Genomic DNA, 26,103 nt, shown 5'->3' with positions numbered 1-26,103 from the left:
GCGCTTCGGCGGCCAGCCGCCACATGCCCCGCAGCGAATGGTGGGCGCCCCGCGTATCGACATCCACAAAACCGACATCGAGCCCCGTAAAAAAGGCTCGAAATACCGGTCGTGTCGCAACCGTCACCTGCAAATCGGGATAAGCCGCTTTCAAGGCGCGCAGCGCATGCGGAAGCATCGCCACGTCACCCATCGCCGAGGTTCGGAATACGATCAGGTGCCGCGGAAGTTTCTTATTTTTTCTGACCATAAAGAACCGGGTTCAACGCCGGGTCATTATACATTTTCATCTGTTTATAGGTCTTCATGTATTTGCGGCCCGCTTCGATGTCGCCTATCAGCTCCTCGATTGCCCCCGAAAGATCCGTCCGCTGCGTCAGCAGCACGTCGAGCTTCCTGCGGCATGCCGCACGGTGGGCGTCGTCGACGTCCGTGCGTTCGGTTTCGCACGCCATGTGGTAAATCTTCAGCGCCAGAATCGACAGGCGGTCGATGGCCCACGCCGGGGTTTCGGTATTGAGCCGCGCGCCGGGCTGCGGTTTTACATCCTTGTATTTGTCGAGCAGGTAGGAATCGACGTACTCCACCATGTCCGTGCGATCCTGGTTCGATTTGTCGATGCGGCGCTTGATGGCCAGCGCGGCGACGGGGTCGATCTGCGGATCGCGGATAATGTCCTCCAGGTGCCATTGTACCGTGTCGATCCAGTTCTTGTGGTACAGCAGGTGGTCGAGCGTTCCCGGCTCGTACGGATTTTCAATCGGGTGGTCCACATCGTCCCAACGGTGGTAGTCGTCGATAGCCCGGGCGAATATCCGGTTTGCGTTTTCGGTAAACATAGTTCAGCGGTGCATTTTAATTGTAATTTTCACGGGAAAATTATACCTTTGCCCGTAAAGATTAAACAAAGATAATGAATATTTCCAAAAAAGCAATACTGCTTGCAGGAATCCTCCTGACGGCCGCTACGGGTGTCACGGGGCAGGTTCGCCTGACCCGGGAGGAGTATATCGACCGTTATAAATCCATCGCCGTCGCCCACATGGAGCGCTACGGCATCCCGGCCAGCATCACCATGGCGCAGGGCATTCTGGAGTCCGACTGCGGCAACAGCTGGCTCTCGGTGCAGTCGAACAACCACTTCGGCATCAAGTGCAAACGCAACTGGACGGGCGGCAAAGTCTATTATGACGACGACGCCAAAGGCGAATGTTTCCGCAGCTACCCCTCGGTCGAGGCGTCGTACCACGACCATGCCGAATTCCTCGACTCGCAGCCCCGCTACGACTCGCTGTTCGCCTACTCCTCCTCCGACTACAAAAGCTGGGCCCGGGGACTGAAAGCCGCAGGTTACGCCACGGCCCCCGACTATGCGCAGCGCCTGGTGCGCATCATCGAGGAGAACCAGCTCTTCCTGCTCGACCAGCCCGACGGCGAACGGCTCTACGCCTCGCGCTCGGGCCGCAGGATAACCGACCCGGAGGGGTGGTTCGCAGACCAGAGCAGCGTCGACCGGGTGGCGACCTCGTCGTCGGCCGTCGACCCGGACAACTACCGCGTGACAATCAACGCCCACAACGGGTACAACGTCTATGAAACCAACGGCGTGCACTACGTGCTGGCCAAAGAGGGCGACACGTTCGAGAATATCGGGCAGAAATTCCGCCTCTCGCCGCGCAACCTGCGCAAGTTCAACGACCTGAAAGGCAAGACCGCGCAGCCGATGACCGGCGAGGTGATTTACATCGAGCGCAAGAAGAAGCGCTGGGACGGCAACGCCCACACCCACATCTGCCGCGAGGGGGAAACCGCCTACGCCGTAGGCCAGTCCTACGCCATCCGCACCCGCTCGGTCGAGAAACTCAACCGCCTCAAGCCGGGCAGCGTGCTCGAAAAGGGACGGCAAATACGCATCAAATAAAACCGCATAGCATGGAAACGACACCGTTAAGGAGCAAAATCCTGGACACCATCATCCGCAAGTCCACCCTCAAACAACGGGTCTTCGACAACACGTTCTCGGCATTCAACGAACTGAAGGAGACGCTGCTCGAAATGGCCTCGGAGATGGACGACGAACTCGACGGCAAACTCGACCGCCGCGTGAGGCTCGAATACCGCGACCGCGGCAAATTCGAGGCCCAGCTGCAGGTGGCCAACGACATCCTCATCTTCCAGATGCACACCGATGTCTTCGAGTTCGACTCCAACCACCTGATTTGGCAGAATCCCTACGTGCAGGCCGACCGGGAGAACTCCTACTGCGGACTGATAAATATCTACAACTTCCTCTCCGACTCGTTCAAGTTCAACCGCAACGCCGACGAGGGATACCTCGTCGGGCGCATCTTCATCAACCGCGAGCGCCGCTACTTCGTCGAAGGCAAGCAGCAGACCTCGATGCGGGCCATGAACTTCGGCAAAGCCGAACTCGACCGGGAGGCGCTGATTGCAATCCTCGAACCGGCGATTTATTTCGCACTGAACTTCGACCTGCTGATGCCGCCCTACGAAGACAACAAGCGCGTCACGGTCGACCAGTTCAACACCAAGATGGACAACTCGAAGTTCGTGACGGGCAAACGCCTCGGCTACGATTTCGACGTCGAAGACATTTAAAACCGACCTTTTGACGTGAAAACACGACTTTTTTCACTCCTTGCCGCCGCCCTCCTCTGCGCGGGTACGGCACAGGCGCGGGGCGAATACGCTGAAATCGCGCGCCTGCGCTCGATGAACGAGGGCGTGCGCGGCATCCGCTCGATGGCCGACGGCGAACATTACACGACGCTCGAGGGCAACAACATCGTCCGTTACGGTTACGCCGCGGCCGGACGGGGCCAGAGCATGCTCCCCTCGCCGACGGCCAACCTCGTCATAACGGATTACACGTTTTCGCCCGACGAACGGCAAATCCTGATTGCTTCGGGCGCCAAACCGATCTACCGCCACTCCTACACCACCAGCTATTACCTGGCCCGGGGCGGCAGCCTGACACCCGTGCTCCGGGAGGCCGAAGCCCCGCGCGACGCCTCGTTCTCGCCCGACGGCAAACTCATAGCCTACTCCGACCGCAACGACCTCTACGTCTACGACACCGCGGCCGGGCAGACGCGGCGCATCACCGACGACGGTGCCTGGAATGCAATCATCAACGGCACCACCGACTGGGTCTACGAGGAGGAGTTCGGCTTTACGAAAGCCTACGCTTTCTCGCCCGACAGCCGCCGCATCGCCTACCTGCGCTTCGACGAAACGGAAGTTCCGCTGATGGAGATGATGCGCTTCGACGGCAAGCTCTACAACGAGGCCTACTCGTTCAAATACCCCAAAGCCGGCGAGCGCAACTCGACGGTCGAGGTGTGGGTTTGCGACCTTCAGACGGGCGCCAAAGAGCGCATCGACACGGGCGGCGAAACCGACCAGTACATTCCCCGCATCGGCTGGACGCCCGACGGACGGCTTTACTTTTTCCGCCTCAACCGCCGGCAGAACACCTTCGAGGTAATCCTTTGCGAGCCGCACGGCGCCCAGCGTACGATTTACGACGAACGCTCGCAGCAGTATGTCGAGCGGGTGGACGACAAGACCGTAACGTTCGTCGACAGCGATCGTTTCCTCGTGCGGCAGGAGAGCCACACGGGTTACATGCACCTCTACCTGTACAGCATCCGCAAAGGGTTCCTCGCCCAGGTGACCAAAGGGCCGTGGGAGGTCACCGACCTAATCGGCACCGACGGCAAACGGGTATGGTACCTCTCGACCGAAACCTCGCCGCTGCGCCGCAACCTGTACAGCGTACGGCTCGACGGCAAGGACAAACGCCGGCTGACCAACGAGGAAGGGTTCTACACCATCGCCCCGAGCACCGGAATGAAATACTACATCGCCACCTTCTCCAACGCCGCGACGCCCAACCGGGTAGAAATCTGCGACGGCGAGGGCAATCCGGTGCGCACGCTCTTCGAAAGCCGCGCGCTGCGCGAGCAGCTGGCCGCGACACAGCGCCCCGTCAAGGAGTTCTTCACATTCGTGACCGAACGGGGCGACACGCTGAACGCCTACCTCATCAAACCGCGCGGATTCGACCCCTCGCAGCGCTACCCCGTGCTGCTGACGCAGTATTCGGGCCCCGGCTCGCAGTCGGTGCGCGACCGCTGGTCGCTCGACTGGGAGGACGCGCTGGCCGACAAGGGCTACATCGTGGCCTGCACCGACGGCCGCGGCACAGGATTCCGGGGCGAGAAGTTCAAAAAGATCACCTACGGCCGCCTGGGGGCGCTGGAGGTCGAGGACCAGCTCTCGTTCGCCCGCTACCTCGCCGCACAGCCCTACGCCGACCCGGCGCGCATCGGCATCTACGGATGGTCGTACGGCGGCTTCATGGCCTTGAGCTGCGCGCTGAAAGGCCACGGGATTTTCAAGATGGCAATCGCCGTGGCACCCGTCACCTCATGGCGCTACTACGACTCGATTTACACCGAAATCTACAACAACCTGCCGCAGTACAACGCCGCGGGTTACGACGACAATTCACCCATCAACTTCGCACGGATGCTCGACGACCGGCGGACGCAGCTGCTGCTGATTCACGGCACGGCCGACGACAACGTCCACTTCCAGAATACCGTTGAAATGACGCGCGCCCTGAACCGCTGCGGCAAGCAGTACGACATGATGGTCTACCCCGACCAGAACCATTCGATGCAGCCCAACGACACGGCCAACGTACGGCAGAAGATGATCGAATACACGCTCGGACACCTTTAAACCGACAAACATATGGAACGGTTACTCTACCTCGAAACGCCGGTCGGCCGGCTGGGCATCACGGCATCGCCCGACGCCGTGACACGCATCTTTTTCGCACGGGAGCACCAAAGCGTACCCTCCGGCAGGAGCGTACCCGAAATCTGCACCGTCGAAACCGCCACGCCCCTGCTGCGACAGACGGTGCGCGAGCTGGAAGAGTATTTCGCAGGCGCGCGCCGCGACTTCACGCTGCCGCTCTCGCCCGCCGGCACCCCGTTCCAGCAAACCGTATGGACGGCCCTGCGGACAATCCCCTACGGGCAGACCCGCACCTACAAACAAATCGCCGTACAGATCGGATGCCCCACGGCCTGCCGCGCCGTGGGCATGGCCAACAACCGCAACCCGATTGCCGTGGTCGTCCCCTGCCATCGCGTCGTGGGCAGCAGCGGCACGCTGACGGGCTATGCGGGCGGGTTGGACGTCAAGGAACACCTGCTGGAACTCGAAAAAGAAAAATGACGGCAGGCACGCCACCGGACACACGAAGGGCGGCAGGGTCAATCCCTGCCGCCCTTCGTGTGTCCCGGGTGCCGGATTCCGCGCCGCCCGGCGTCAGAGTCCGAACGCGAAGGCGTCGATGCCGTCGTAAACCGCGCTGAAAATGCCCGCCAGCAGTACACCCGCCATGCAGAGCGCAAGACTGACGCGCGTATAGCCGTCGCTGCGCAGCGGTGCAATCGGCGTATCGTTGGGCGTAATATACATCGCCTTGATTACCAGCAGGTAGTAATAGAGCGAAATCACCGTATTGACCAGGGCGATGAACACCAGCAGGCGGAACCCGCCCTGGAAAGCCGCCGCGAAGACGAAAAACTTCGAGAAGAACCCGGCGAAAGGCGGAATGCCCGCCAGCGAGAAGAGCGCGAGGGTCATCGCCAGCGCCAGCTTGGGGTTGGTTCGGTAGAAGCCGTTGTAGTCCCCGATGCCGACCTTGCCGCCGCTGTGCTGTTCGACAACCGAGATAACTCCGAACACCGCGAGGTTCGCCGCCATGTAGACCAGCACGTAGAACACCAGCGAGGTCATGCCGATGGCGCTGCCCCCGATTACGGCCAGCATGATGTACCCGGCCTGCGAGATGGACGAAAAGGCGAGGAAGCGCTTCAGGTCCTTCTGGCGGATGGCGAACAGGTTGGCGACCGTGATGGAGAGCACCGTCACGGCACAGAGCAGCGTCTGCCACTGTTCGACCATCGGGCCGAAGACTTTCACCAGCACGGTCATCAGCACGAACGCCGCCGAACCTTTCGACACCACCGAGAGGTAGGAGGTCACGGTCGTCGGCGCCCCCTGGTAGGTATCGGCCGTCCAGAGGTGGAACGGCACGAGCGAGATTTTGAACCCGAGCCCGGCGAAGAAGAACACCATCGCCATGATTTGCAGCGGCGAGCCGGTAATGCGGGCCGCCATATCGTCGAAATAGAGCGTCCCGGTCGTCCCGTAGAGGAACGAGATGCCGTAGAGCATCACACCGCTGGCGAACAAGGCGCAGAGGATGTATTTCGCACCCGCCTCGGCCAAGTAGCGCTTGTACTTGTCGAACGCCACCAGGCAGGCCATCGGCACCGACGCCAGCTCCATGCCGAGGAAGAAGAGCAGGAAGTTTCCCGCGCCTATCATGAAATACATACCCAGCAGCGTCGAGAGCGTCAGGATGTAGAACTCGCCCTGCTTGTGGGCGGTATCCTCGCGGCGCAGCCATGTGTCTGCCTGCAGGCAGACAATGAGCGTGCCGACGGTCAGCACGCTTTTGACGACGGTGTGCATCGGCACATACCGGAACATGCCGCCGAACACCTCGCCCGCCGTACCGGGCACGATGTTGGCCAGCACCTGCACCACGAGCAGCCCGCAGGCCACGGGCGAAAACCAGCGGCGGCCCCGCTCCCCTGCCACCAGGTCATAGAGGAACAGCAGGACGATTACCGCGACGAGCGTCACCTCGGCCTGCATATAGACGAATATATTGCTGTAATCCATAATCGCTTAATTCATTATGTGGGTAATAATCTCCGTGACGCTGCCCCGTATCATGTCGCTCACCCACAGCGGCGCGAGCCCCATGCCGGCGATGGCGGCGATGAGGCAGACGACCGACAGGCGCTCGTCCCACGTGGCGTCGGCGAGTTTGAGGTGCTGCCCGTTCTCACAGGTGCCGTAGAGTATCTTTCCGACCACGCGCAGGATGTAGACCGCCGTGATGACGATCGACGTGCAGGCGATGATCGTCACCACGCGGTGGAACGTGTCGTTGTTCATGAACGCACCGTTGAAGATGGTCATCTCGGCCACGAAACCGCTCAATCCCGGCAGTCCGAGGTTCGCAAGGCCCGCAATGACATAGCCCACCGCCAGGAAAGGCATCACCTTCATCAGGCCGCTCAACTCGCGGATGTCGCGCGTGTGCGTCCGGCCGTAAATCATGCCGATCAGGGCGAAGAAAAGCGCCGTCATCAGGCCGTGGCTCAACATCTGGAGCACGGCGCCCGTCCCGGCCGTCGAATTCATCATCAGAATGGCGAAGAGCACCAGCCCGCAGTGCGACACCGACGAGTAGGCGTTGATATATTTGAGGTCGGTCTGCACGCAGGCCGCAAAAGCGCCGTAGACCACCGAAACCGTCGTCAGGATGATGAATATCCAGCTCAACTCCTGCGCCGCTTCGGGCAGCAGGTACATCGCCACGCGGAAACAGCCGTACCCGCCCAGCTTCATCAGCACGCCGGCATGGAGCATCGACACGGCCGTCGGCGCCGAGGCATGGCCGTCGGGGCTCCACGTATGGAACGGGAACAGGGCTCCCAGCACGCCGAAGCCGACGAACACCAGCGGGAACCAGACGTACTGCTGTGCCACGGGAATATTGTGCAGCTGCGCAATCTCCTGGATGTTCATCGTCGTGGCCCCGGCCCCGTAGTAGATTCCCAGGATGCCTGTCAGCAGCAGCGCCGAGCCGCCCATGAGCATCAGCGTCAGCTTCATCGCCGCATACTCCTTGCGGCCGCTGCCCCACACGCCGATGAGCAGGTACATCGGAATCAGCGCCACCTCGTAGAACATGAACATCGTGAAGAGGTCGATTGAAACGAAAAATCCGAAAACGCCCACGCTCAACAGGCAGAACCAGAGGAAATACTCCTTTACCTGCGTCTGCATCCGCCACGAGGCGAACGTGCCCGTGAAAACGATGACGGCCGACAGCAGCAGCATGGCCACCGAGATTCCGTCGACACCCACGGCATAATGGATATGGAGCGGCGCATACCACACATGGCTCCCGGTAAAGAGCATGGCGGCCGTCTCGCCCGCCTCCCGCAGGCCGAGGTACCGGAACACCAGCACCACCGCCAGCGCCAGCAGCAGCGTAGAACCCGCCACCATCACGGCATGTATCTGCCGCGTGGACTTCGAGAGCCAGAGCCCCAGCATCATGAGCACCGGAACGGCGGGAAACAAGGATAACATATACATAACAGCTTCGGTTTAGCAGATTAACAGTAAGACAATCGTAAAGCCCAGCGCGCCGCCCAGGAACCAGATACAGTAACGCTGCACGCTGCCGCTCTGCATGTCGCGAATCAGATATGCGGCGCCGTTCGTCGCCCGCGCCAGGAGGTTCATCAATCCGTCGACCACGTGGCGGTCGAACCATGCGATCGGGGCCGAGATGCAGGCGAAAATCACCCGGTGGGTAATGAACCGGTAGATCTCGTCGATATAGAAGCGGTGATAGGCCGCTTTATGCAGCCCCCTGAAACGCACGGCCAGGGCATCGGCCACGGGCTGCCGCTCACGCAGGTACATCCACGTAGCCAGCGCAATGGCCGTGGCCGCCACGCAGAGGCTCACGCCCGCCACGCCCCGGTCGATATGGATTGCATAGGGCAGGCCGTCGCTGCTCACGAAATTCCCGAACGGGATAAAACCCGCCGCACAGGTCACCGCGGCCAGGAACACCAGCGGCAGGGTCATCGTCAGCGGCGCCTCGTGCGGCGTGTGCGCGGCATGCAGTTCGCGATTCTCGCGCCCCCAGAAAATGTTGTAATAGAGGCGGAACATGTAGAATGCCGTCAGGCCGGCAATCCCGGTCATCACCCACCCCATCACGGGGCTGAACGCGAAGCAGGCGGTCAGGATTTCGTCCTTCGAGAAGAAGCCGCTCAAAGGCCAGACTCCCGCGATGGCGAGGCAGGCGACGAGGAACGTCACGTGCGTCACGGGCATATACCTGCGCAGGCCGCCCATGGCCGACATCTCGTTGGAGTGGACGGCGTGGATGATGCATCCGGCGCCGAGGAACAGCAGGGCCTTGAACATGGCGTGCGTGAAGAGGTGGAACATCGAGGCCATGTACCCCAGTCCGCCCGCATGCGGGTCGGCCGAGGTGCAGACGCCCAGCGCCACAATCATGAAGCCGATTTGCGAAATGGTGCTGAACGCCAGCACACGCTTGATATCGCTCTGCACGCAGGCCACGACGGCGGCATACAAGGCCGTGAAAGCGCCGATATAGGCCGTCCAGTGCAGCACCTCGGGTGCATAGCCGATAAAGAGCGGGAACATGCGCGCCACGAGGTAGACACCCGCCACGACCATCGTCGCGGCATGAATCAGCGCCGACACCGGCGTAGGGCCCTCCATGGCATCGGGCAGCCAGATGTGCAGCGGGAACATGGCGCTTTTGCCCGCGCCGCCGATGAACATCAGCCCCAGCGCCAGCGGAATCATCGCCCCGGCCGCCGCCAGCAGTTGCGCCCCGGGCGTGAAGGAGAACGTCCCGGCATAATAGCCGTAGAAAAGGATGCCGATGAGGAAGCCCAGATCGGCGAATCGCGTGACGATAAAGGCCTTTTTCGACGCCGCGACGGCCTCCTTCTTCGTGTAGTAGAAGCCGATCAGCAGGTAGGAGCTGACGCCTACCAGTTCCCAGAACAGGTACATCTGGAAGATATTGGTCGCCACGACCAGGCCCGTCATGCTCATCGTGAACAGCGACAGGAACGCGTAGTAGCGCTGAAAACCCCGCTCGCCCTTCATGTAGCCCAGCGAGTAGACGTGCACCATCAGCGACACGGTCGAAATCACCACGAGCATCATCACCGAAATCGGGTCCAGCAGGATGCCCATATCGATGTGCAGCGTTTCGCTCATAGGCAGCCAGACGGCGTTCCACGGCACCAGCGTCGGGAACACGCCCGCCGCATCCCGCCCGGCGGAGAAATACTCGAACGCCGTGTAATAGCTCAACAGCGCCGCCACGGCCACCGCAGCCGTGCCAATGACGCCCGCCGCGACGGGTTTGAGCTTCATGCCCGCCAGCCCCAGGAAGAGGAACGCGAGCAGCGGAAGCAGGGGGATAAGAATCGTATATTCCATAACAGTCGTTTTTCGGATTCGGTTACCACTTCATCTCCCGCAGGCTCTTGACCTCGATTTTGCGGATATTGCGGTAAATGTTGATGATGATGGCGATGGCGACGGCCGTTTCCGCCGCGCTGATGCCGATGGCGAAGAGCGTGAAGAAAAACCCCTCCAGCTGCTCCGGGAAGAGGAAGCGGTTGAATACGACGAAGTTGATGTCCACCGAATTGAGAATCAGTTCGACGGAGATGAGCATCGCCAGCAGGTTGCGGCGCGTGACGAACCCGTAGATTCCCACGAACATCATGATCGTGGAGAGGACGAGGTAATATTCCATGTGTATCATAGCCCTGTTTTTTTTAGCGTTTGCGTGCGATGAGGATGCCGCCGACGATGCAGGCCAGCAGCAGGATGCTGATGACCTCGAACGGCAGGACGTATCCGTATTTTTCGCTGCTCATCAGCGCGTGGCCGATTGTCTGAACATGCAGTTCGCCGTGGACGAAGTGCGAGGGGCGGAAGTCGTGCCCGAGCGTCACGTAAAGGCACACCCCGAGGCTCAAGAGCGTCGCCGCCAGCCCGACGAAAAGCTTGTATCCCCGCAAATCCTCCGACTTGTCGCCCTGGCTCGAAGTCAGCAGAATCGAAAAGACGTACAGCACCGTAATGCCGCCGGCGTAAATCAGCAGCTGCACGGCGCCCAGGAACGAGTAGTTGAGCTGGAAATAGATGCCCGCCGTGCCGAACAGCACGAACAGCAGGTAGGTCGCCGCGCGCAGGATGCGCCGGGTGGTCACGGCCAGCACGGCGCTCACGGCGGTGAAGAGCGCCAGCACCGTAAAGACGATTAATTCGAGAGTTATCTCCATGGCTTATTGCTTGTTCAGGGTTTTGACCAGCTTTTCGCGGGTGTAGACCGCATGTTCGAAGTTCGTCGAAAAACGGATGGCACCCGTCGGGCAGGCGTTGACGCACAGACGGCAGAACATGCACGACCCGAGGTCGTACTCGTAGCGCACCAGCCGGCGTTTGGTCTTGCCCGTTTCGGGATCGGTGACCGTTTCGGTCGTGATGCGGATGGTTTCATTGGGGCAGGCCGACTGGCAAAGCCCGCAGGCGATGCATTTGTTCTTCCCTTCGGCGTCGTGGGGCATAATCAGCTCGCCGCAGAAGCGGTCGTACATCTTGAGCGCAGCCCGGTTCTCGGGATATTGCTCGGTGACTTTTTTTGTGAAGAACTCGCGGCCCGTCACCTTGAGGCCCGTCAGCAGGGAGCCCACTCCCCGGAAAAGTCCTTTGATATAACTTCTCATGGCTAAAAATGCAATTTGAATACGACAACCACCACCATCAGCAGCAGGTTCGCCAGCCCGATCGGCACCAGGTATTTCCATTCGAGGGTCAGGATTTGGTCGATGCGCAGGCGCGGGAACGTCCACTTGATCCACATCAGCAGCCACACCACGAAGAACGCCTTGCCGAAGAACCAGACGAAGCCGGGAATGAAATCCATCACGGCGTTGAACCCTTCCCACCCCGCGATATGCAGCGGCATCCATCCCCCGAGGAAAATGGTGGCGGCGACGCCCGCGACGACGAACAGGTTGACGAATTCGGCGACGTAGAACAGGCCGAAATGCATGCCCGAATATTCGGTGTGGTAACCGGCCGTGAGCTCCGACTCGGCTTCCGGCAGGTCGAACGGGCCGCGGTTGACCTCGGCGTTGCCCGCGATGAGGTAAATCACGAAAGCGATGAGCGCCGGGACGTGGCCCTTGAAGATAAACCAGCCGTCGGCCTGCCGCGCCACAATCTCGGAGAACTGCATCGTATCGGTCAGCACCACGATCGTCAGGATCGACAGGCCGATGGAAAGCTCATACGAAATCATCTGCGCACCGCTTCGCATGGCGCCGATGAGCGAATACTTGTTGTTGGAGCTCCACCCGGCCAGCAGGATGCCGACCACGCCGATCGACGAGGCGGCCATCAGGAAGAAGACGCCCACGTTGAAATCCAGCACCTCGAGCCCCTTATTCACGGGCAGGCAGGCGAAAGCCAGCACCGACGCCAGGATGACGATATAAGGTGCGAGGTTGTAGAGGAACCTGTCCGAACGGCGGATGGTGATAATCTCCTTGGTGAGCATCTTGAACACGTCGCAGATAACCTGCAGCGTGCCCCACGGGCCCACGCGCACCGGTCCCAGGCGGCACTGGAACGCTGCGCAGACCTTGCGCTCCATGAAAATCATCAGGATGGCGATCACCGCATACATCAGCAGCAGGCAGACGCCGACGACCACGCACTCCAGGAATACCGCCAGCCCCAGGGGCATGAACGAAGTGAGCAGCCCGTGAATCCAGCCCGTAACTATACTAAAATCAAACATATCCTATTGTTGTTCGTTATCTACCTGTCTATATCGGGCACGACGTAGTCCAGCGTACCGCCGATGGCAATCAAATCGGCGATTTTCGTCCCCCGCGCAATGGTTTCGAGGCACGACACCAGCGGCAGGCCCGTCGAGCGGAATTTCATGCGGTAGGGCGACTTGTCGCCGCGGCTTTCGATGAACACGCCGAACTCGCCGCGGCTGCCCTCGACGGCGGCGTAGTAGCTGCCTTCGGGAATGCGGATTACGGGTTTCATTTTCAGCTGGTATTCGCCCTGGGGGATATTGTCAATCAGCTGTTCGATGATGCGCATGCTCTGCTCGATTTCGCGCAGGCGCACCAGGTAACGTGCGAAGCAGTCGCCCTCGGTGAAAAGCACCTGCTCGAAATCGACCTTGCCGTACACGGCGTAGGGATGGCGCTTGCGCACGTCGCAGGCCCAGCCCGAAGCGCGGCCCGTGCCCCCCGTGGCGCCGAACGAAATGGCATCCTCGCGGGTCAGCACGCCCGTCCCTTTCAGCCGCTCCTGTGCGATGACGTTACCGGTGAATATCTCGTGGTACTCGCGCAGTAGCGGGCGCATGCAGGCGATGAACTCCTTGACCCGCCGCACGAAATCGGGGTGGATGTCGGCCTGCACGCCGCCAATCGTGTTGTAGGTCTGAATCAGGCGGCCCCCGGTGGTTTGCTCCAGGATGTCGAGCACCCTCTCACGGTCGCGGAAACCGTAGAAGAAAGCCGTCAGGGCGCCCATGTCCATACAAAGGCAGGCGAAGAACAGCAGGTGCGAATCGATACGCTGCAGCTCGTCCATAATCGTGCGGATGTACTGCACGCGCTCGGACACCTCGACGCCCAGCCCCTTTTCGATGCACATGCAGAGCGCATGGCGGTTCTGCGACGCCCCGAGGTAATCGAGGCGGTCGGTGAGCGCCAGCGTCTGGGGATAGGTCAGGCTCTCGCACATCTTCTCGATGCCGCGGTGGATATAGCCGCAGTGTACGTCGAGTTTGCGGATGATTTCGCCCTCGAGCGACACACGGAAACGCAGCACGCCGTGCGTGGCCGGGTGCTGGGGCCCGATATTGATGACGTACTCGTCCTCCTCGAAGAGCACGTTGCGCTTGCGGATGAAACTGCCGTCGGCCGTCAGCTCGAAACTCGGGGCGCTGTCTTTCGACACTTCGTTGGTCATGCGCAGCGGATTGAGCGCTGGATCGTAGTCCTTGCGCAGGGGAAATCCCACCCAGTCGTCGCGCAGGAACAGGCGCCGCATGTCGGGATGGTTCAGGAACCCGACACCGAAATAGTCGAACACCTCGCGCTCGTTCAGCTCGGCGGCTTTCCACAGGTCGCAGACCGAGGGCAGGCCGCATTTCTCGCGGCTCGGGGTGAGCACCCGCAGGACGACGTTCTCGCCCGTCGCGGTAGCTTCGAGGTGGTAAACCGCGCCGAAGCCCTCGTCGCCCCAGTCCATGCCGGTCAGGCTGCGCAGGAAATCGAATCCCTCCGCTTTGAGGCGCGCCGCCAGGTCGTGAAACCCGTCGACCGGCACGGTGAACATCCCGTCGCCCGCCTCCGACCAGACGGCCGCCGGCTCCCACGCCGCTATTTTTTCATCGATATTCATTGCTTTTCTCCTCCTTCCACATTCAAATCGTTCTTCTCCGCCGTCAAATCGCGCCGCAGCAGCTCCTCGTACTCCTCCCGGCTTATCTGCTTGTTGACGCCGCCGAAGAAACGCTGCAATTTCACTTTGCGCTGCAACTGCATCAGCCCGTAGAGCATCGCCTCGGGCCGCGGCGGGCAACCGGGGATATAGACGTCGACGGGCAGGATTTTGTCCACGCCGTCCAGCACGTGGTACGACTTGCGGAACGGGCCGCCGCTGATGGCGCAACCGCCCACGGCGATTACGTACTTCGGGTCGGCCATCTGGTCGTAGAGGCGCTTCAGGACAGGGGCCATCTTGTGGGTAATCGTGCCGGCGACCATGATGAAGTCGGCCTGGCGCGGGGAGGCGCGGGCCACTTCGAACCCGAACCGGGCAAAGTCGTAGCGCGCGGCGCCCACGGCCATGAACTCGATGCCGCAGCAGCTCGTAGCGAAGGTCAGCGGCCAGAGGCTGTTGCTGCGCCCCCACTCGATCAGCTCGTCCAGGCATCCCACAATCACGTTCGTACCGTTCTCGCGCAGCCCGGCGGCCATCTGCTCGAGGTATTCGTTGTCATTGAAATCTTCGTATTCCATCGACTTTATCTTCGGCTTCCTTATTTCCATTCCAACGCTCCTTTCCGCCATGCGTAAGCAAGGCCCAAAACCAGTACGACCAAAAAGAAGAGGATACTCACCAGTCCGTAGACGCCCAGCTCCTGCACGACCACCGCCCACGAAAAGAGGAACACGGTTTCGACGTCGAACATCAGGAACAGGATTGCAAAGAGGTAGTAGCCCACCTTGAACTGCATCCACGACCGGCCGCGCGTCGGGATACCGCACTCGTACGCCTCGCCTTTCTGCGGGTTGTAGGAGCGCGGCGATATGCCGCGGGCAATGCCCAGCGCGACTGCTACCAACGCGATGGCCGTCAGGATAACGACCACCAATAGGGTGAAATACATAACTTATCGTTTTACGAATTTATACGGGATACGAAAAAACACCGACACCGCACCGGAGGGCACGACGCCACGGCCGGAGACGGGTCACAGGCTGCCGGGAAAGGCTAAATCAGGATACGTCCCAGCGAAAAGACATAGTAGTCGACCGGCCGGGGATGGAGAATACGGCTGCCGGAACGGGCCGGGGAGCGGAACGCCATGTCAACGGAAGCGGCCGAGCGGACATCGCCGCGGTGCCGGACAATGGCTTTTTGCACCGAGGACTGGCCGGACGCCTCGATCGAAGCGTCGCAGGAGATGGCCGCTGCGGTGAAGTAATTGTGGGCGGGAACAGGTGCGTGGAGCACAGACTGCCCTATCAGGTCGGGCTGCATAGCGTATGCGCTGCCCTGCGGCCGGGCTCCGTCCAGGCTTCCCGCCAGTACGAAGAGCAGCACGAACAACGCATATTGAACCCTCTCCAGCATTTTTCCGAACAACTTTTTGCACCGCGAAGATACGCCCTTTCGCGCTGAAAAGTTACCTCATGGACGAAAAAATACACAAAATGATGAATTTTGGCTACAAAAGTACTAAATTCACGGAGCCGTCTGTCTACACACAAACTGCATTCACGCCGTGCCGCGGATTCGCACCGTTCCGCCATGAAAAGATTGCCCGCATGCCCTTTCCCAAACGTAACGGTTCGAATTATCCGAGAATATCCCAATTTGAAAAGATAAAATTGCAATTCAATAACATTTATTCTTGCAGAAAAAAATAGTTTTCCGGAAATTTGTAATCGAAATTTTTTTTCTCATGAGTGTTGTTCAATGTGAAAATTATTTTCTAATTTTGTCATACCGGACATCCGGCATATATAATAGAAAGTGTTTTCGCACTGTCCTGAGTGGAAAATGTGGAAGTTTTTCAATAACGACGGGACGACGAACAGCACTCATTTTCTTGTATAGATAGCTGCAGGCAGGACATGACATGTCCTTCTATCTTATCTATTCAGGTGTGGGGCGTTATCGTTTATTGTTGTTATTGGTCTTTCCACAACCATCCACTCGATAAGCAAAAACGGCTCCACACTTTCTTTTTTATTTACTAAACCAAAACAGAGTGACTCCCTTCAGAGCCGTGAGGGGGGGGGAATTATTACCGTTCGGCAGCAGGTCGCATAACTGTCAGCCGGACACCCAAAGACGGATTCCGATATAAACATACGGCCTATGAAGAAATTCATTATCCTACTGTTTTTATTGCATGGTTTCTGTGCTGCGGCCCAACCCGAATGCGATTCGGTACGAATCTATTTCCGCCAGGGCCATTCCGTCCTCGAACCCGATCTGTACGGGAACCGGGAAAGCCTGAAACGCATTGAAGAAAGCCTGCAGCCGGGAGATGCAGGCCCGAACGGTCGCCTCCGCCGCATCGAAGTGGTGGGCGGCGCTTCGCCCGAAGGCTCCGTTGCCCTCAACAGGCGTCTTTCGGAAAAGCGGGCAAAAGCGCTTCTCGACCATTTGTCGCATGCCGGCGGAATACCCGATTCACTGCTCTCATTCACGTTCCTCGGCCGTAACTGGATCGGTTTGCTCCGCCTGGTCGAGAACGACCCGAACGTACCCGACCGGGACGCCGCGCTGGAGTTGCTGCACGACATCGCCGAACGGTGTCACGACGGGGAGAAAACCTCCGACGGCAACATCGCCCGTCTTATGCGTTTCAAGGACGGCGAACCGTACCGTTACATGTACCGGAAACTCTTCCCGGAACTTCGCGCCTCGCAATTGTACCTGTGGTACGAAATAACTCCCGCCAGGCGGCAGCCCATCGCGGCCGAAATCCCGGTTGCGAAACTTACGATGCGGGAATCGGCCCTCGCTCCCGTGCCCGTGCCAGCTCCGGCAGGGCAAACGCCCGGCCGGCGGAAACCCCTCTACATGGCCCTCAAAACCAACCTGCTTTACGATGCACTCGCCGTTCCGAATATCGGAATCGAGTTTTACGCGGGCCGCAACTGGTCGGTCGGCGGCAATTGGATGTACGCATGGTGGAAAACCGACCGCAGGCACTGGTACTGGCGCACCTACGGCGGGGAGTTGAACATCCGCAAATGGTTCGGCAAGAAGGCGCAGGAAAAACCGTTGCAGGGGCATCACCTCGGCCTCTACGGACAAATCGTGACCTATGACTTCGAAACGGGCGGACGCGGCTACATGGGCGGGAAACCCGGCGGCTCGCTCTGGGACAAAGCCAACTGGGGCGCCGGCATCGAATACGGCTATTCGCTGCCCGTCGCCCGCAGGCTCAATGTGGATTTCACCCTCGGCGTGGGTTACCTCGGCGGCGAATATTGGGAATACACCGCCCTGGAAGACTGTTACGTCTGGCAGGCCACCAAACAGCGCCGCTGGTTCGGCCCCACAAAGGCCGAAGTGTCGCTCGTATGGCTCCTGGGCGCGGAAAACCGGAATGCAAAGAAAGGAGGACGGCGATGAAAACGAATCGTAAAATACGCATAACCGCAATCTGCCTGGGTATCCTGTCGCTGCTGCTGACAGCCTGCGAACACAAGGAGTTGTGCTATAACCACCCCCACTCCGGTGCCCTGCGCATCGTTTTCGACTGGCGCGAAGCTCCCGATGCGAACCCGGAAAGCATGTACGTATGGTTCTTCCCCAAACAGGGCGGCGAACCGGTGCAGTACCACCTCTCCGGCAAAGCGGGCGGTGCGGTATCGCTGGGCGAGGGCTGCTACGATGTACTCTGCCTGAACGGCGACACGGAAATGATACGTTTCGTCAATACGAAGCGACTGGACGGATTCACGGTGAGCTGCGTGCCCGGTTCGCTGCTGGCCTCCATGGGCCGCAGCGGCGACAATGTACCCCGGGCCGAAGGCACGGAGGAGCAGGCCGTGCAGCTGCCGCCCGACATGGTATACGGCGCATGCCTGCGCGAGGTGACAGTCCGTCGGCAGGACAACAAGACCATAACGCTCTATCCGAACGAGAAGGTTTGCCGCTATACGGTCGAAATCGTAAACGTGAAGAATCTCGAGCACGTGGCCCAGCTCTCCGGCACGCTCTCCGGCATGGCAGGCGAGATGCAGCCGGCCACGGACTGTTTGTCTGGCGCCGCCTGTATCGTGCCTTTCGATGTCCGGAAAAGCGACGCGACGACGGTGCGGGCCGAATTCCTCACATTCGGCCACTGCCCCGTGCCTGCGATTCCCCATAAAATCGTAATCTACGGCGTACTGACACGCGGTACGCAGCAGTACCGGGTCTACGGCGACACGGACGATCCGGTGACACCCCAAATCCACGAAGCCGCCGATCCGCGGCACGTTTCGATCCGCCTCGACGGCCTCGAATTCGATCCGGCGGCCGGGGGCAGCGGCATGGATCCCACGGTGGACGACTGGGGCGAAGTGAACATCGATATCGACATGTAACCCTGCACAAACATTCGATGCAAAACATACATACAAAACCACTTATCAAATTCTTCATTATGTTGAAAAAGACACTAATGACCGTTCTGGCCGCAGCGGCTGTGACGGCCTGCTCGCAGGTAGAAACCACGAGCTTCAACCCCAATTCGGAGGGGACGGATCTCATTTCGTTCTCGCCCGTAGTCCCCAAAGCTACGCGCGGCACGGTAACGACAATCGCCGGGCTGCAAGACAACGGCTTTTATGTCGTCGCTTACGGCAACAACAGCTTCTATTTCAACCGCCAGATAGCGACATACTACGCGGATGGCAAGGATGATAACGGCCCGGGATTCTACCTGCCCGAAAAATACTCGTGGCCCAGTTACGAACTGACCTTTGCCGCCTGGTATCCCGCAACGCTTCCGGCCGACGGCAGCGGCGGCAGAGCCACGGCCTACGACAAGGACGACAACGAGATGCCGGGCCAGTATGTATCGCAGCCGCAATGGAATGACAACGGAAGCGGTTTGAAAAACGGCCAGGAAATCCGCGGATTCGTACCTGCCACAGCGCATGCCACGCAGACGGATATCGTAATCGCCAGAACCAAGGCGGCAGCCTCCACTCACAAAGGGCAGCCCGTTACGTTGAATTTCCGTCACATTCTCTCGCAGGTTTCGTTCAAGGCCAAAAAGAAAAGCGGCGACCAGTTGAGAATCGAAATCAAGGAGATCGAACTGCGCAACATACCGTCGAAAGGCAACTTCTCGTTCCGTAAAGACAACTCCTTTACCACGGACGGCAATGTGACGAGCGATACTTCGAATCCCCAACTTATTCCAAGCAATCATTGGGAAATCGTGAGGCCGACGGGCTCGAACCTCACTTATAATGACGGAGCCGGCAATAACGTAAACCTGCAGCGTTACAAGCATGTCCTGACCAATCCGGTCATATTGGAACCGGTGGCAGAGGGTACGGAGGGCACGACCTACGAACTGCTGGGCGAGGGCGGCAATATGCTGCTGATTCCCCAGAGTTTCGTCGGCACCTATTTTGACTCGCACCTGCTTGCATGGAACGAAACCGGCAGTACGGAGGGCGCTTACCTGGCTTTGAAAATGAAGGTCTGGCGAAAAGTCGAAACTCCCGACCTCGATGCCGACTCCGATAAGAACTGGACGCTTATCTTCCCGGCCAATGACGACATCAAAACCGATGACGAATACGGTTATGCCGCCGTAGGTATTGTCAGCCAGGATGGTTGCACAAAAGTTTGGGAGCCGGGCCGCCACTATGTCTATACACTGAATTTCACCGACGAGGGCGTGGGCAAGCACGACCCCGAGAATCCCGACAAAGGCGGCGACGATATCCTCGGCGACTACATCTGGTTCACGGTGACCGTCGACGATTGGATTCCGACACCCCAAACACCCAAATTGTAACCGCTGCCAAAAGCGGCACCCGGGCGTCCGCCCCATGCGGACGCCCCCATTGGCCGGGCGGGGTTGACTCTCCCTCCCGGTCGCACAGGGCGCTCCCGACCCTGCCGCAGGCCGGGCATACCGCCCGGACGAGCGGTAAAAACCGACTGTTGAAAACGAACGATATGAAAAAGATGACACGAATCGGGTTCCGTATCGCCGTGTTGTTTGCGGCGGGAGCATTCGCTGCGGCCTGTACGAAAGAGGCGCCGGAAACCGACCCCGCGGCGCCGGGCGACGACGCGCTCGGCTTCGCGGTGAGCTGGGGCGGCCTGGCCCCGGCACAGGGAAGAGCCACGCGCGCGACCGGCGTTTCCCCGCAGGAAGACTGCGGATTCACGGCGGAGCTGCATGGCGGCGAACAGCCGTTCTGCCTGCACGTTTCGACAATCGACGGTATCGGCGCCGGCGGCGACGCGGGCATTCCGCAGGCCTGCACCCGCGGTGCGCAGATCGAAACAGCCGATTTTCCCGCATCGTTCAGGATGTGGGCCTACAGCTACACGGACGGAACGGCGACAAACACAGTGTTCGATGTAATGTCCGGCGAGGAGATTATCCGCCAGGCGGACGGCCGCTGGGAGCCTGCCAAACATTATTACTGGCGTTGGTATGCCGGGCGGAAACTCGGCTTCATCGCCTGCGTTCCCGCCCCGGCCGACAACCTCGCTCCGCCGTCGGAGCCTGCCGGTTCGTTCGCCTTCGAGGCCGAACCCGACCTCGAGCGGCAGCAGGACGTGATGATTGCGTCGATTGCGGAGGTCACGAGTGCGGATTACGAGACGACGGGAGTTCCGCTCGCCTTCAAACACGTACTCACGGCCATCAAGTTCCGCATCAGCACGACAGCCACGGCCATGGAACTGCGGAATATCCGTTCAATCGAACTCCGGAATGTCCGGTACAAGGGGGCTTTCCGTGTAAATGCGGCAGGCGCCGGTTCCGGAACGCCGGCGGTCACCTGGACGCTCGACCCGGCAGTCAGCTCCTACACCGACGTGCTTGCACCCGAGACAGGCAACCTTCCTGAAGACAACGACCATCCGGGATATGCCCGGCCGGGTTACGAATTGATTGGAGCCAACGGCCTTTTCATGCTGCCGCCGCAGACGCTGCCCGACGATGCGCAAATCGTAATCGAATATTCGCTCCCCGGACAGGAGGAGACACTGACGATGACAGCCGATATCGGAGGAATGGAATGGCCCATGGGAAAAACGGTCGTCTACAACCTCTCGTCCTCGAAAATCGTGACGGAGGATATCCTGGAAATACCGGCTGACGACATCGTACTGACCTATCGGGGCGGAACGGCGGCATACGGCATACGGAGCTACCGTAAAGCGGAGCGTATCCAGGCCGGGCTGGCCGAAGAACTTCCCCCAACGCCGCTGGCATGGTCCGCCGAATTCTCGACCGACGGCGGAAACACCTGGACGTCGCGGTGCCCCGAGTGGGTGACCGGATTCACGGAGCAGGCCGAGGGCAGCGTGGAAGAGACAAAATACGAGGCCGCAGTGGCCCACAAGCCCAGCGACGTAACAATCGATCCGAATACGTCGCTGCGAACGGCGGAGGCCGTGACCGATTACGACCTCTCCACCGAAGGCGGCACAACGCCGGTCAACACGGCCAACTGCTACGTCGTCAATGCGGCGGGATCATACCGTTTTCCGCTGATCTACGGCAATGCGATTCGCGACGGTGCGGACAATCAGGCCGCCTACAAATCGCAGGGCAGCGAGTGGGATCAGCCGTTCTGGGACTGTGTCACGCGCTCAATCAATTCGCCGTTCATCGTGTCGCCCGACCGCACATTCAGGGCCGAAATTCTGTGGCAGGACGGAAATAACCTCGTGACCAATGTCCGGATATCCCCGACACAGGGACAGATTCTCGGAGAGGCGGTGCCGTATATCGCATTCGACGTGGCGGCCGGGACTATCCGCCAGGGCAACTGCGTAATCGCCCTCTATGCCGATACCGACACCGGTGCCAGCACCCTTGCATGGAGCTGGCATATCTGGGTGACCGGACAGCGGCTCGACGATTACGTCACGGTCGAAACGGCCAACGGTACCGGCTACGACTTCCTGCCCGTCAACATCGGTTGGTACAGCAACGACCTCATCGATATCTACCAAGCCCGCAACGTACAGGTGCGCATCACCCAGACGGGGCACGATGCGCAGACGGAAGGCAAGACGTTCACCATCCGCCAGCAGGCGTACGAAACCGTATCCCCCGGCAGCCAGCCCTATTTCCAGTTCGGGCGCAAGGATCCGATGCCGGCCCTGAATACGGACAACACCGACAAAACCACGTACCCCGCGAACATATACCGCATCGAGAACGGAGCCACCAAACTTTCGGTAGCGATACAAACTCCGAATGTGTTTTACAGCGATTCCTACGGCTGGTTCGGCGGCAGCAGCTATTGGCACCTGTGGAACAACGCTGCCACCGGATTCGAAACATCGGTGCGCGACTACCGGGTCGTCAAGACGATTTACGACCCCTCGCCCGTAGGATATACGGTGCCCCCATCGGGAGCTTTCGCATCGTTCGATGCGGCGAACACGGCGAAGGGCCCGTCGGAAACGTCGGAATTCCGGAATTTCCGGTTCTATTGCTCGGCGTCGCACCACGATGCGGAACACACGATTCTTTTCCGGGCGAACGGACAGCGTTCCGGCAACGGCCGGGGAGAGGGAATGGGCCGGGAAACCCGTTTCTGGACGGCAGTTCCGGCAAGCGGGTCAAGTGCCCTGGTGTTTCACCTGACGGACAGCGCCGAAATGCAGACCACCGACCTCTCCGGAGCACTGCCGGTGCATCCCGTACGTGAAAAAAACTGACATGCTCGCGGCTTACCGGCCTTCCCGACAGCAGAAGCCGGTTCCCGCTGTTTCGGCCCACGGGTAAGCGAAGCTGCAAATGCCGGGAATCGCCTGCCCGGGACGGCGGCCGTTCGGCGAAAGTCCCGGCTGCCGTCCGTCACCCCGCCACCCCGCCGTCATAAAACGGGCTCCGCCCGGACATCCTGCCACAAAAAGCGCCGTCCCCGGTTGTCGGGGACGGCGCTGCATGCAGGGGAGCCCTCTGCTATTTTCCGTAACGCTGCTCGACGACTTTCCAGTCGATGCGATCCCAAAGGGCGGCGACGGCATCGGCGCGACGGTTGCGGTAGTCGATATAGTAAGCGTGCTCCCAGACGTCGAAGCACATCAGCGGCTTCATGCCGTAACGCAGCGGATTGCCGGCGTTCTGCTCGCTGACGATGGCCAGGCGGCCCGACTTGTCCTCCGCGAGCCATACCCAGCCCGAGCCGAAGAGGCCCACGGCGGCTTTTTCCATCTGGGCTTTCAACTGTTCGAACGACCCGAAGCTCTCGTCGATAGCCTTCAGAAGGGCCCCCGCAGGACGGGTCTGCGCCTTGGGCGAGAGTTCGTCGAAGAAGAACTCGTGGTTCCATGCCTGCGCCGCATTGTTGAAAATCGCCCCGTCGGCCGAAACGATGATGTCCTCCAGCGGCTGCTGGGCATAAGGCGTATCGAGAATCAGTTCGTTGAGTTTATTCACGTACCCCACATAGTGTTTGTCGTGGTGAAAACGCAGGGTTTCTTCGGAAACCTGCGGCGCGAGGGCGTCGTAAGCGTAAGGCAACTCCTTCGGTGCGAAGCGTGCCTGTGTTGCAGTGTCTGTTGCCATAATCGGTAAAATTAAGAATGAAACAATGAGGTTAAACATAGCCTTTGCAGTTTTTATTGCTCGTCGAGCGGTTCAAATGCCCATTTGCCCTCTCCGCAAACCGGGCATACCCAACCATCGGGCAGGTCTTCGAATGCCGTGCCGGGGCCGATATTGTTTTCGGGGTCGCCCAGCGCCGGGTCGTAAATGTATTCACAGACAGTGCAGCGATACTTTTTCATGCCGTAAAAAAAATTAAAAAAACTCACACTGCCTTACACAAATATAATACCGACAACGAATATCTCAAAAAATATTCGTAATTTTGAGGAAATTGACAACAATCTATAACCTAAAACGCTCTTTCCTATGACACTTCCGTATGCAGAACCGTACAAAATCAAGATGACCGAGGCCATCCGCACCTCCACGCGCGCCGAACGCGAGCAGTGGATCCGCGAAGCGAATTACAACCTTTTCAAGCTGCGCAGCGACCAGGTCACGATCGACCTGCTGACCGACTCGGGTACGGGTTCGATGAGCGACCGACAGTGGGCCGCCATGATGACCGGCGACGAGAGCTACGCCGGGGCATCCTCCTATTTCCGGCTCAAACAGACAATCGAAAGCATCTTCGGCATGCCCTACTTCCTGCCCACGCACCAAGGGCGCGCCGCCGAAAACGTGATTTTCTCGGCCCTGCTCAAGGCGGGCGACATCGTGCCGGGCAACTCCCATTTCGACACCACAAAGGGCCATATCGAGTTCCGCCACTGTCATGCCGTGGACTGCACGATAGACGACGCGGCCGACACGCAGAAAGAACTGCCCTTCAAGGGCGAGATGGACATCCGCAAACTCGAGAAACTGCTGCAGGACAACCCGCGCGAAAAAGTTCCCTGCGTCGTGCTGACCATCACCAACAACACGGCGGGCGGGCAGCCCGTGTCGATGCGCAACATCCGCGAAACGGCCCAGGTATGCCGCCGCTACGGGGTACCCCTGCTGCTCGACTCGGCCCGCTTTGCGGAGAACGCCTACTTCATCAAGACCCGCGAGGCGGGTTACGCCGACAAGACAATCAAGGAGATCGTGCACGAAATCTACACCTATGCCGACATCATGACCATCTCGGCCAAGAAAGACGGCGTGGTGAACATGGGCGGTTTCGTGGCCATGCGCTCCGAGGCGCTGTACAAGCAGGCCATGACCTTCAGCATCATGTTCGAGGGCTATGTGACCTACGGAGGCATGTCGGGCCGCGACATGGACGCACTGGCCGTGGGACTGGACGAAAACACCGAATTCGAGCAGCTCGACGCCCGCATCCGCCAGGTGAAACTGCTGGGCGACCTGCTGGACGAATACGGCGTTCCCTACCAGCGCCCCGCAGGCGGGCACGCCATTTTCGTCGATGCGAAAAAGGTGCTTCCCAACCTGCCCAAAGAGCAGTTCATCGCCCAGACGCTGGCCGTGGAGCTCTACCTCGAGGCCGGCATCCGCGGCGTGGAAATCGGCTCGATCCTCGCCGACCGCGACCCCGACACGCACGAGAACCGTTATCCGCGGCTGGAACTGCTGCGGCTGGCCATCCCGCGCCGGGTCTACTCCGACAACCACATCCGCGTAATCGCCGCCGCCTGCCGCAATATTTACGAGCGCCGCGCGGAGATTACCACGGGTTACCGCATCACGTTCGAGGCGCCGATTCTGCGGCACTTCACCGTGGAACTGGACAAAATCTAATCCGCCGGCTACGGCAAAACGAAACCGGGCAGGGAAAATCCCTGCCCGGTTTCATTTTCTGCGGTGCGGCGCGGACAACCTTCCGCCCGCTCGCCCGGGTTTGGTTCCGCGGTGCCGACAGGCAATACACGAACGCATCCGCCCGGGGCCCGGCGTTGTAGTTCCACGACGGGTACGGCACGCACACCCTTCGCCGGCCCGGTTTTACAGCCGGCTACGGCCCGCACGGAGGATATGGACTGCACGCGGCTACGGCCCCACAGACAGCATGGAGTGCACCACGGCCCGCGTCGCTATTGCAGCGACTCGGGTGCGGGAATCAGGAACAGCAACCCGATCAGCAGCACGAGGCAAACGACCACAATCACGAGCGTTTTCACCCAGCCGCCCCTCTTCCCGCCCGGGACGACCGTGTCGTAGCCCGCAAAAGCTTTGGCCTCCGCCTGCGGCTTCGCGGCAGGTTTCGCACCGCCCAGCCGCGCCATCTCCTGCTCCATGCGTTTGGAGCGGGCGGCAGCCATCTCGGCCTGCTTCTGCCGGCGGGCCTCCTCCGCCTCGCG

25 protein-coding genes are annotated in these 26,103 nt (G+C 60.0%); 9 read left to right on the top strand and 16 right to left on the bottom strand.

Annotated features, from left to right (window positions below):
• Nucleotides 1-250, bottom strand: a 250-nt coding sequence (locus QZT71_RS08580; RefSeq protein WP_367112544.1) for a glycosyltransferase family 9 protein, incomplete at its 3' end; no start/stop codon positions are given.
• On the bottom strand, nucleotides 234-839 hold the full coding sequence (locus tag QZT71_RS08575) for a DUF4254 domain-containing protein (RefSeq protein WP_295915130.1): 606 nt from the start codon (nucleotides 837-839) through the stop codon (nucleotides 234-236). The genes QZT71_RS08580 and QZT71_RS08575, both read right to left, overlap by 17 nt.
• 74 nt (nucleotides 840-913) lie before the next feature.
• Between QZT71_RS08575 and QZT71_RS08570 the strand changes: the two genes are divergently transcribed.
• From QZT71_RS08570 to QZT71_RS08555, 4 genes are read left to right on the top strand one after another with little or no spacing between them, the layout of a single operon-like run.
• Nucleotides 914-1,921: a glucosaminidase domain-containing protein gene (locus tag QZT71_RS08570; RefSeq protein ID WP_295915127.1), complete on the top strand. Its 1,008-nt coding sequence runs from the start codon at nucleotides 914-916 to the stop codon at nucleotides 1,919-1,921.
• 11 nt (nucleotides 1,922-1,932) lie between these two features.
• Nucleotides 1,933-2,619, top strand: a complete 687-nt coding sequence (locus QZT71_RS08565) for a hypothetical protein (protein WP_295915124.1) — start codon at nucleotides 1,933-1,935, stop codon at nucleotides 2,617-2,619.
• Between the two features lie 15 nt (nucleotides 2,620-2,634).
• Nucleotides 2,635-4,770 carry a S9 family peptidase gene (locus QZT71_RS08560; protein WP_295915119.1) on the top strand — a complete coding sequence of 712 codons (2,136 nt, stop codon included), beginning with the start codon at nucleotides 2,635-2,637 and terminating at the stop codon, nucleotides 4,768-4,770.
• 12 nt (nucleotides 4,771-4,782) lie between these two features.
• The gene (locus tag QZT71_RS08555) at nucleotides 4,783-5,274 is read left to right on the top strand and encodes a methylated-DNA--[protein]-cysteine S-methyltransferase (protein ID WP_295915117.1); all 492 of its coding nucleotides are present in this window, start codon (nucleotides 4,783-4,785) and stop codon (nucleotides 5,272-5,274) included.
• Between the two features lie 93 nt (nucleotides 5,275-5,367).
• Here the strand turns inward: QZT71_RS08555 and QZT71_RS08550 are convergent, their stop codons facing one another.
• The 11 genes from QZT71_RS08550 to QZT71_RS08500 all read right to left on the bottom strand — a co-directional run bounded on the left by QZT71_RS08550 (nucleotide 5,368) and on the right by QZT71_RS08500 (nucleotide 15,660).
• The gene (locus tag QZT71_RS08550) at nucleotides 5,368-6,795 is read right to left on the bottom strand and encodes an NADH-quinone oxidoreductase subunit N (RefSeq protein ID WP_295915114.1); all 1,428 of its coding nucleotides are present in this window, start codon (nucleotides 6,793-6,795) and stop codon (nucleotides 5,368-5,370) included.
• A gap of 6 nt (nucleotides 6,796-6,801) precedes the next feature.
• The gene (locus QZT71_RS08545; protein ID WP_295915113.1) at nucleotides 6,802-8,286 is read right to left on the bottom strand and encodes a NuoM family protein; all 1,485 of its coding nucleotides are present in this window, start codon (nucleotides 8,284-8,286) and stop codon (nucleotides 6,802-6,804) included.
• A gap of 12 nt (nucleotides 8,287-8,298) precedes the next feature.
• Nucleotides 8,299-10,191, bottom strand: a complete 1,893-nt coding sequence (gene nuoL / locus QZT71_RS08540) for an NADH-quinone oxidoreductase subunit L (protein ID WP_295915110.1) — start codon at nucleotides 10,189-10,191, stop codon at nucleotides 8,299-8,301.
• A gap of 22 nt (nucleotides 10,192-10,213) precedes the next feature.
• Entirely contained in the window at nucleotides 10,214-10,522 is a 309-nt protein-coding gene (nuoK, locus tag QZT71_RS08535; protein ID WP_295915108.1) for an NADH-quinone oxidoreductase subunit NuoK, read from the bottom strand.
• A 13-nt stretch (nucleotides 10,523-10,535) separates the two neighbouring features.
• A complete protein-coding gene (locus QZT71_RS08530) occupies nucleotides 10,536-11,045 on the bottom strand; it encodes an NADH-quinone oxidoreductase subunit J (protein WP_295915104.1) in 510 nt (169 codons plus the stop codon).
• A gap of 3 nt (nucleotides 11,046-11,048) precedes the next feature.
• On the bottom strand, nucleotides 11,049-11,489 hold the full coding sequence (locus QZT71_RS08525) for an NADH-quinone oxidoreductase subunit I (RefSeq protein ID WP_295915102.1): 441 nt from the start codon (nucleotides 11,487-11,489) through the stop codon (nucleotides 11,049-11,051).
• 2 nt (nucleotides 11,490-11,491) lie between these two features.
• Nucleotides 11,492-12,568, bottom strand: coding sequence for an NADH-quinone oxidoreductase subunit NuoH (gene nuoH / locus QZT71_RS08520; protein WP_295915100.1), 1,077 nt, complete (start codon nucleotides 12,566-12,568; stop codon nucleotides 11,492-11,494).
• 20 nt (nucleotides 12,569-12,588) lie between these two features.
• Nucleotides 12,589-14,136 (bottom strand): NADH-quinone oxidoreductase subunit C, encoded by a 1,548-nt coding sequence (locus QZT71_RS08515; RefSeq protein ID WP_295915133.1) that lies wholly within the window; start codon nucleotides 14,134-14,136, stop codon nucleotides 12,589-12,591.
• A gap of 62 nt (nucleotides 14,137-14,198) precedes the next feature.
• Nucleotides 14,199-14,852 carry an NADH-quinone oxidoreductase subunit B gene (locus tag QZT71_RS08510; RefSeq protein WP_295915098.1) on the bottom strand — a complete coding sequence of 218 codons (654 nt, stop codon included), beginning with the start codon at nucleotides 14,850-14,852 and terminating at the stop codon, nucleotides 14,199-14,201.
• Complete coding sequence (locus tag QZT71_RS08505) at nucleotides 14,843-15,193, bottom strand: NADH-quinone oxidoreductase subunit A (RefSeq protein WP_295915096.1); 351 nt, start codon at nucleotides 15,191-15,193, stop codon at nucleotides 14,843-14,845. The genes QZT71_RS08510 and QZT71_RS08505 overlap by 10 nt, the downstream gene beginning before the upstream one ends.
• A gap of 104 nt (nucleotides 15,194-15,297) precedes the next feature.
• Nucleotides 15,298-15,660, bottom strand: a complete 363-nt coding sequence (locus QZT71_RS08500) for a hypothetical protein (protein WP_295915093.1) — start codon at nucleotides 15,658-15,660, stop codon at nucleotides 15,298-15,300.
• A gap of 750 nt (nucleotides 15,661-16,410) precedes the next feature.
• Here QZT71_RS08500 and QZT71_RS08495 point away from each other — a divergent pair.
• The 4 genes from QZT71_RS08495 to QZT71_RS08480 all read left to right on the top strand — a co-directional run bounded on the left by QZT71_RS08495 (nucleotide 16,411) and on the right by QZT71_RS08480 (nucleotide 22,965).
• Nucleotides 16,411-17,679: a DUF3575 domain-containing protein gene (locus QZT71_RS08495; protein WP_295915090.1), complete on the top strand. Its 1,269-nt coding sequence runs from the start codon at nucleotides 16,411-16,413 to the stop codon at nucleotides 17,677-17,679.
• Nucleotides 17,676-18,638 (top strand): DUF5119 domain-containing protein, encoded by a 963-nt coding sequence (locus tag QZT71_RS08490; RefSeq protein ID WP_295915088.1) that lies wholly within the window; start codon nucleotides 17,676-17,678, stop codon nucleotides 18,636-18,638. Before QZT71_RS08495 ends, QZT71_RS08490 begins: the two co-directional genes overlap by 4 nt.
• 59 nt (nucleotides 18,639-18,697) lie before the next feature.
• Complete coding sequence (locus QZT71_RS08485) at nucleotides 18,698-20,068, top strand: fimbrillin family protein (protein WP_295915086.1); 1,371 nt, start codon at nucleotides 18,698-18,700, stop codon at nucleotides 20,066-20,068.
• Between the two features lie 164 nt (nucleotides 20,069-20,232).
• Nucleotides 20,233-22,965: a fimbrillin family protein gene (locus QZT71_RS08480; protein ID WP_295915084.1), complete on the top strand. Its 2,733-nt coding sequence runs from the start codon at nucleotides 20,233-20,235 to the stop codon at nucleotides 22,963-22,965.
• 247 nt (nucleotides 22,966-23,212) lie between these two features.
• Here QZT71_RS08480 and QZT71_RS08475 read toward each other — a convergent pair whose 3' ends face one another.
• A complete protein-coding gene (locus QZT71_RS08475) occupies nucleotides 23,213-23,818 on the bottom strand; it encodes a superoxide dismutase (protein ID WP_295915082.1) in 606 nt (201 codons plus the stop codon).
• A 53-nt stretch (nucleotides 23,819-23,871) separates the two neighbouring features.
• Nucleotides 23,872-24,039 (bottom strand): rubredoxin, encoded by a 168-nt coding sequence (rd, locus tag QZT71_RS08470; protein WP_295915077.1) that lies wholly within the window; start codon nucleotides 24,037-24,039, stop codon nucleotides 23,872-23,874.
• Nucleotides 24,040-24,166: 127 nt separating this feature from the next.
• On the opposite strand from rd, the gene QZT71_RS08465 reads away from it, so the two are divergent.
• Nucleotides 24,167-25,543 (top strand): tryptophanase, encoded by a 1,377-nt coding sequence (locus QZT71_RS08465; protein ID WP_295915073.1) that lies wholly within the window; start codon nucleotides 24,167-24,169, stop codon nucleotides 25,541-25,543.
• 293 nt (nucleotides 25,544-25,836) lie between these two features.
• Here the strand turns inward: QZT71_RS08465 and QZT71_RS08460 are convergent.
• The coding region (locus QZT71_RS08460; RefSeq protein ID WP_295915071.1) for a hypothetical protein at nucleotides 25,837-26,103 on the bottom strand (267 nt) is incomplete at its 5' end.

This window comes from uncultured Alistipes sp., assembly GCF_902388705.1.
Lineage (GTDB): Bacteria > Bacteroidota > Bacteroidia > Bacteroidales > Rikenellaceae > Alistipes.
Note: the sequence above shows the minus strand (reverse complement) of the source record. Positions and strands in the feature narration are given on the sequence as shown.

Bases quoted from the DNA above. Each gene is read 5' to 3' on its own strand.
- QZT71_RS08575 (WP_295915130.1), bottom strand. From the start codon at position 839: ATGTTTACCGAAAACGCAAACCGGATATTCGCCCGGGCTATCGACGAC.
- QZT71_RS08570 (WP_295915127.1), top strand. From the start codon at position 914: ATGAATATTTCCAAAAAAGCAATACTGCTTGCAGGAATCCTCCTGACG.
- QZT71_RS08565 (WP_295915124.1), top strand. From the start codon at position 1,933: ATGGAAACGACACCGTTAAGGAGCAAAATCCTGGACACCATCATCCGC.
- QZT71_RS08555 (WP_295915117.1), top strand. From the start codon at position 4,783: ATGGAACGGTTACTCTACCTCGAAACGCCGGTCGGCCGGCTGGGCATC.
- QZT71_RS08550 (WP_295915114.1), bottom strand. From the start codon at position 6,795: ATGGATTACAGCAATATATTCGTCTATATGCAGGCCGAGGTGACGCTC.
- QZT71_RS08545 (WP_295915113.1), bottom strand. From the start codon at position 8,286: ATGTATATGTTATCCTTGTTTCCCGCCGTTCCGGTGCTCATGATGCTG.
- nuoL (WP_295915110.1), bottom strand. From the start codon at position 10,191: ATGGAATATACGATTCTTATCCCCCTGCTTCCGCTGCTCGCGTTCCTC.
- nuoK (WP_295915108.1), bottom strand. From the start codon at position 10,522: ATGATACACATGGAATATTACCTCGTCCTCTCCACGATCATGATGTTC.
- QZT71_RS08530 (WP_295915104.1), bottom strand. From the start codon at position 11,045: ATGGAGATAACTCTCGAATTAATCGTCTTTACGGTGCTGGCGCTCTTC.
- QZT71_RS08525 (WP_295915102.1), bottom strand. From the start codon at position 11,489: ATGAGAAGTTATATCAAAGGACTTTTCCGGGGAGTGGGCTCCCTGCTG.
- nuoH (WP_295915100.1), bottom strand. From the start codon at position 12,568: ATGTTTGATTTTAGTATAGTTACGGGCTGGATTCACGGGCTGCTCACT.
- QZT71_RS08515 (WP_295915133.1), bottom strand. From the start codon at position 14,136: ATGTTCACCGTGCCGGTCGACGGGTTTCACGACCTGGCGGCGCGCCTC.
- QZT71_RS08510 (WP_295915098.1), bottom strand. From the start codon at position 14,852: ATGGAAATAAGGAAGCCGAAGATAAAGTCGATGGAATACGAAGATTTC.
- QZT71_RS08505 (WP_295915096.1), bottom strand. From the start codon at position 15,193: ATGTATTTCACCCTATTGGTGGTCGTTATCCTGACGGCCATCGCGTTG.
- QZT71_RS08500 (WP_295915093.1), bottom strand. From the start codon at position 15,660: ATGCTGGAGAGGGTTCAATATGCGTTGTTCGTGCTGCTCTTCGTACTG.
- QZT71_RS08495 (WP_295915090.1), top strand. From the start codon at position 16,411: ATGAAGAAATTCATTATCCTACTGTTTTTATTGCATGGTTTCTGTGCT.
- QZT71_RS08490 (WP_295915088.1), top strand. From the start codon at position 17,676: ATGAAAACGAATCGTAAAATACGCATAACCGCAATCTGCCTGGGTATC.
- QZT71_RS08485 (WP_295915086.1), top strand. From the start codon at position 18,698: ATGTTGAAAAAGACACTAATGACCGTTCTGGCCGCAGCGGCTGTGACG.
- QZT71_RS08480 (WP_295915084.1), top strand. From the start codon at position 20,233: ATGAAAAAGATGACACGAATCGGGTTCCGTATCGCCGTGTTGTTTGCG.
- QZT71_RS08475 (WP_295915082.1), bottom strand. From the start codon at position 23,818: ATGGCAACAGACACTGCAACACAGGCACGCTTCGCACCGAAGGAGTTG.
- rd (WP_295915077.1), bottom strand. From the start codon at position 24,039: ATGAAAAAGTATCGCTGCACTGTCTGTGAATACATTTACGACCCGGCG.
- QZT71_RS08465 (WP_295915073.1), top strand. From the start codon at position 24,167: ATGACACTTCCGTATGCAGAACCGTACAAAATCAAGATGACCGAGGCC.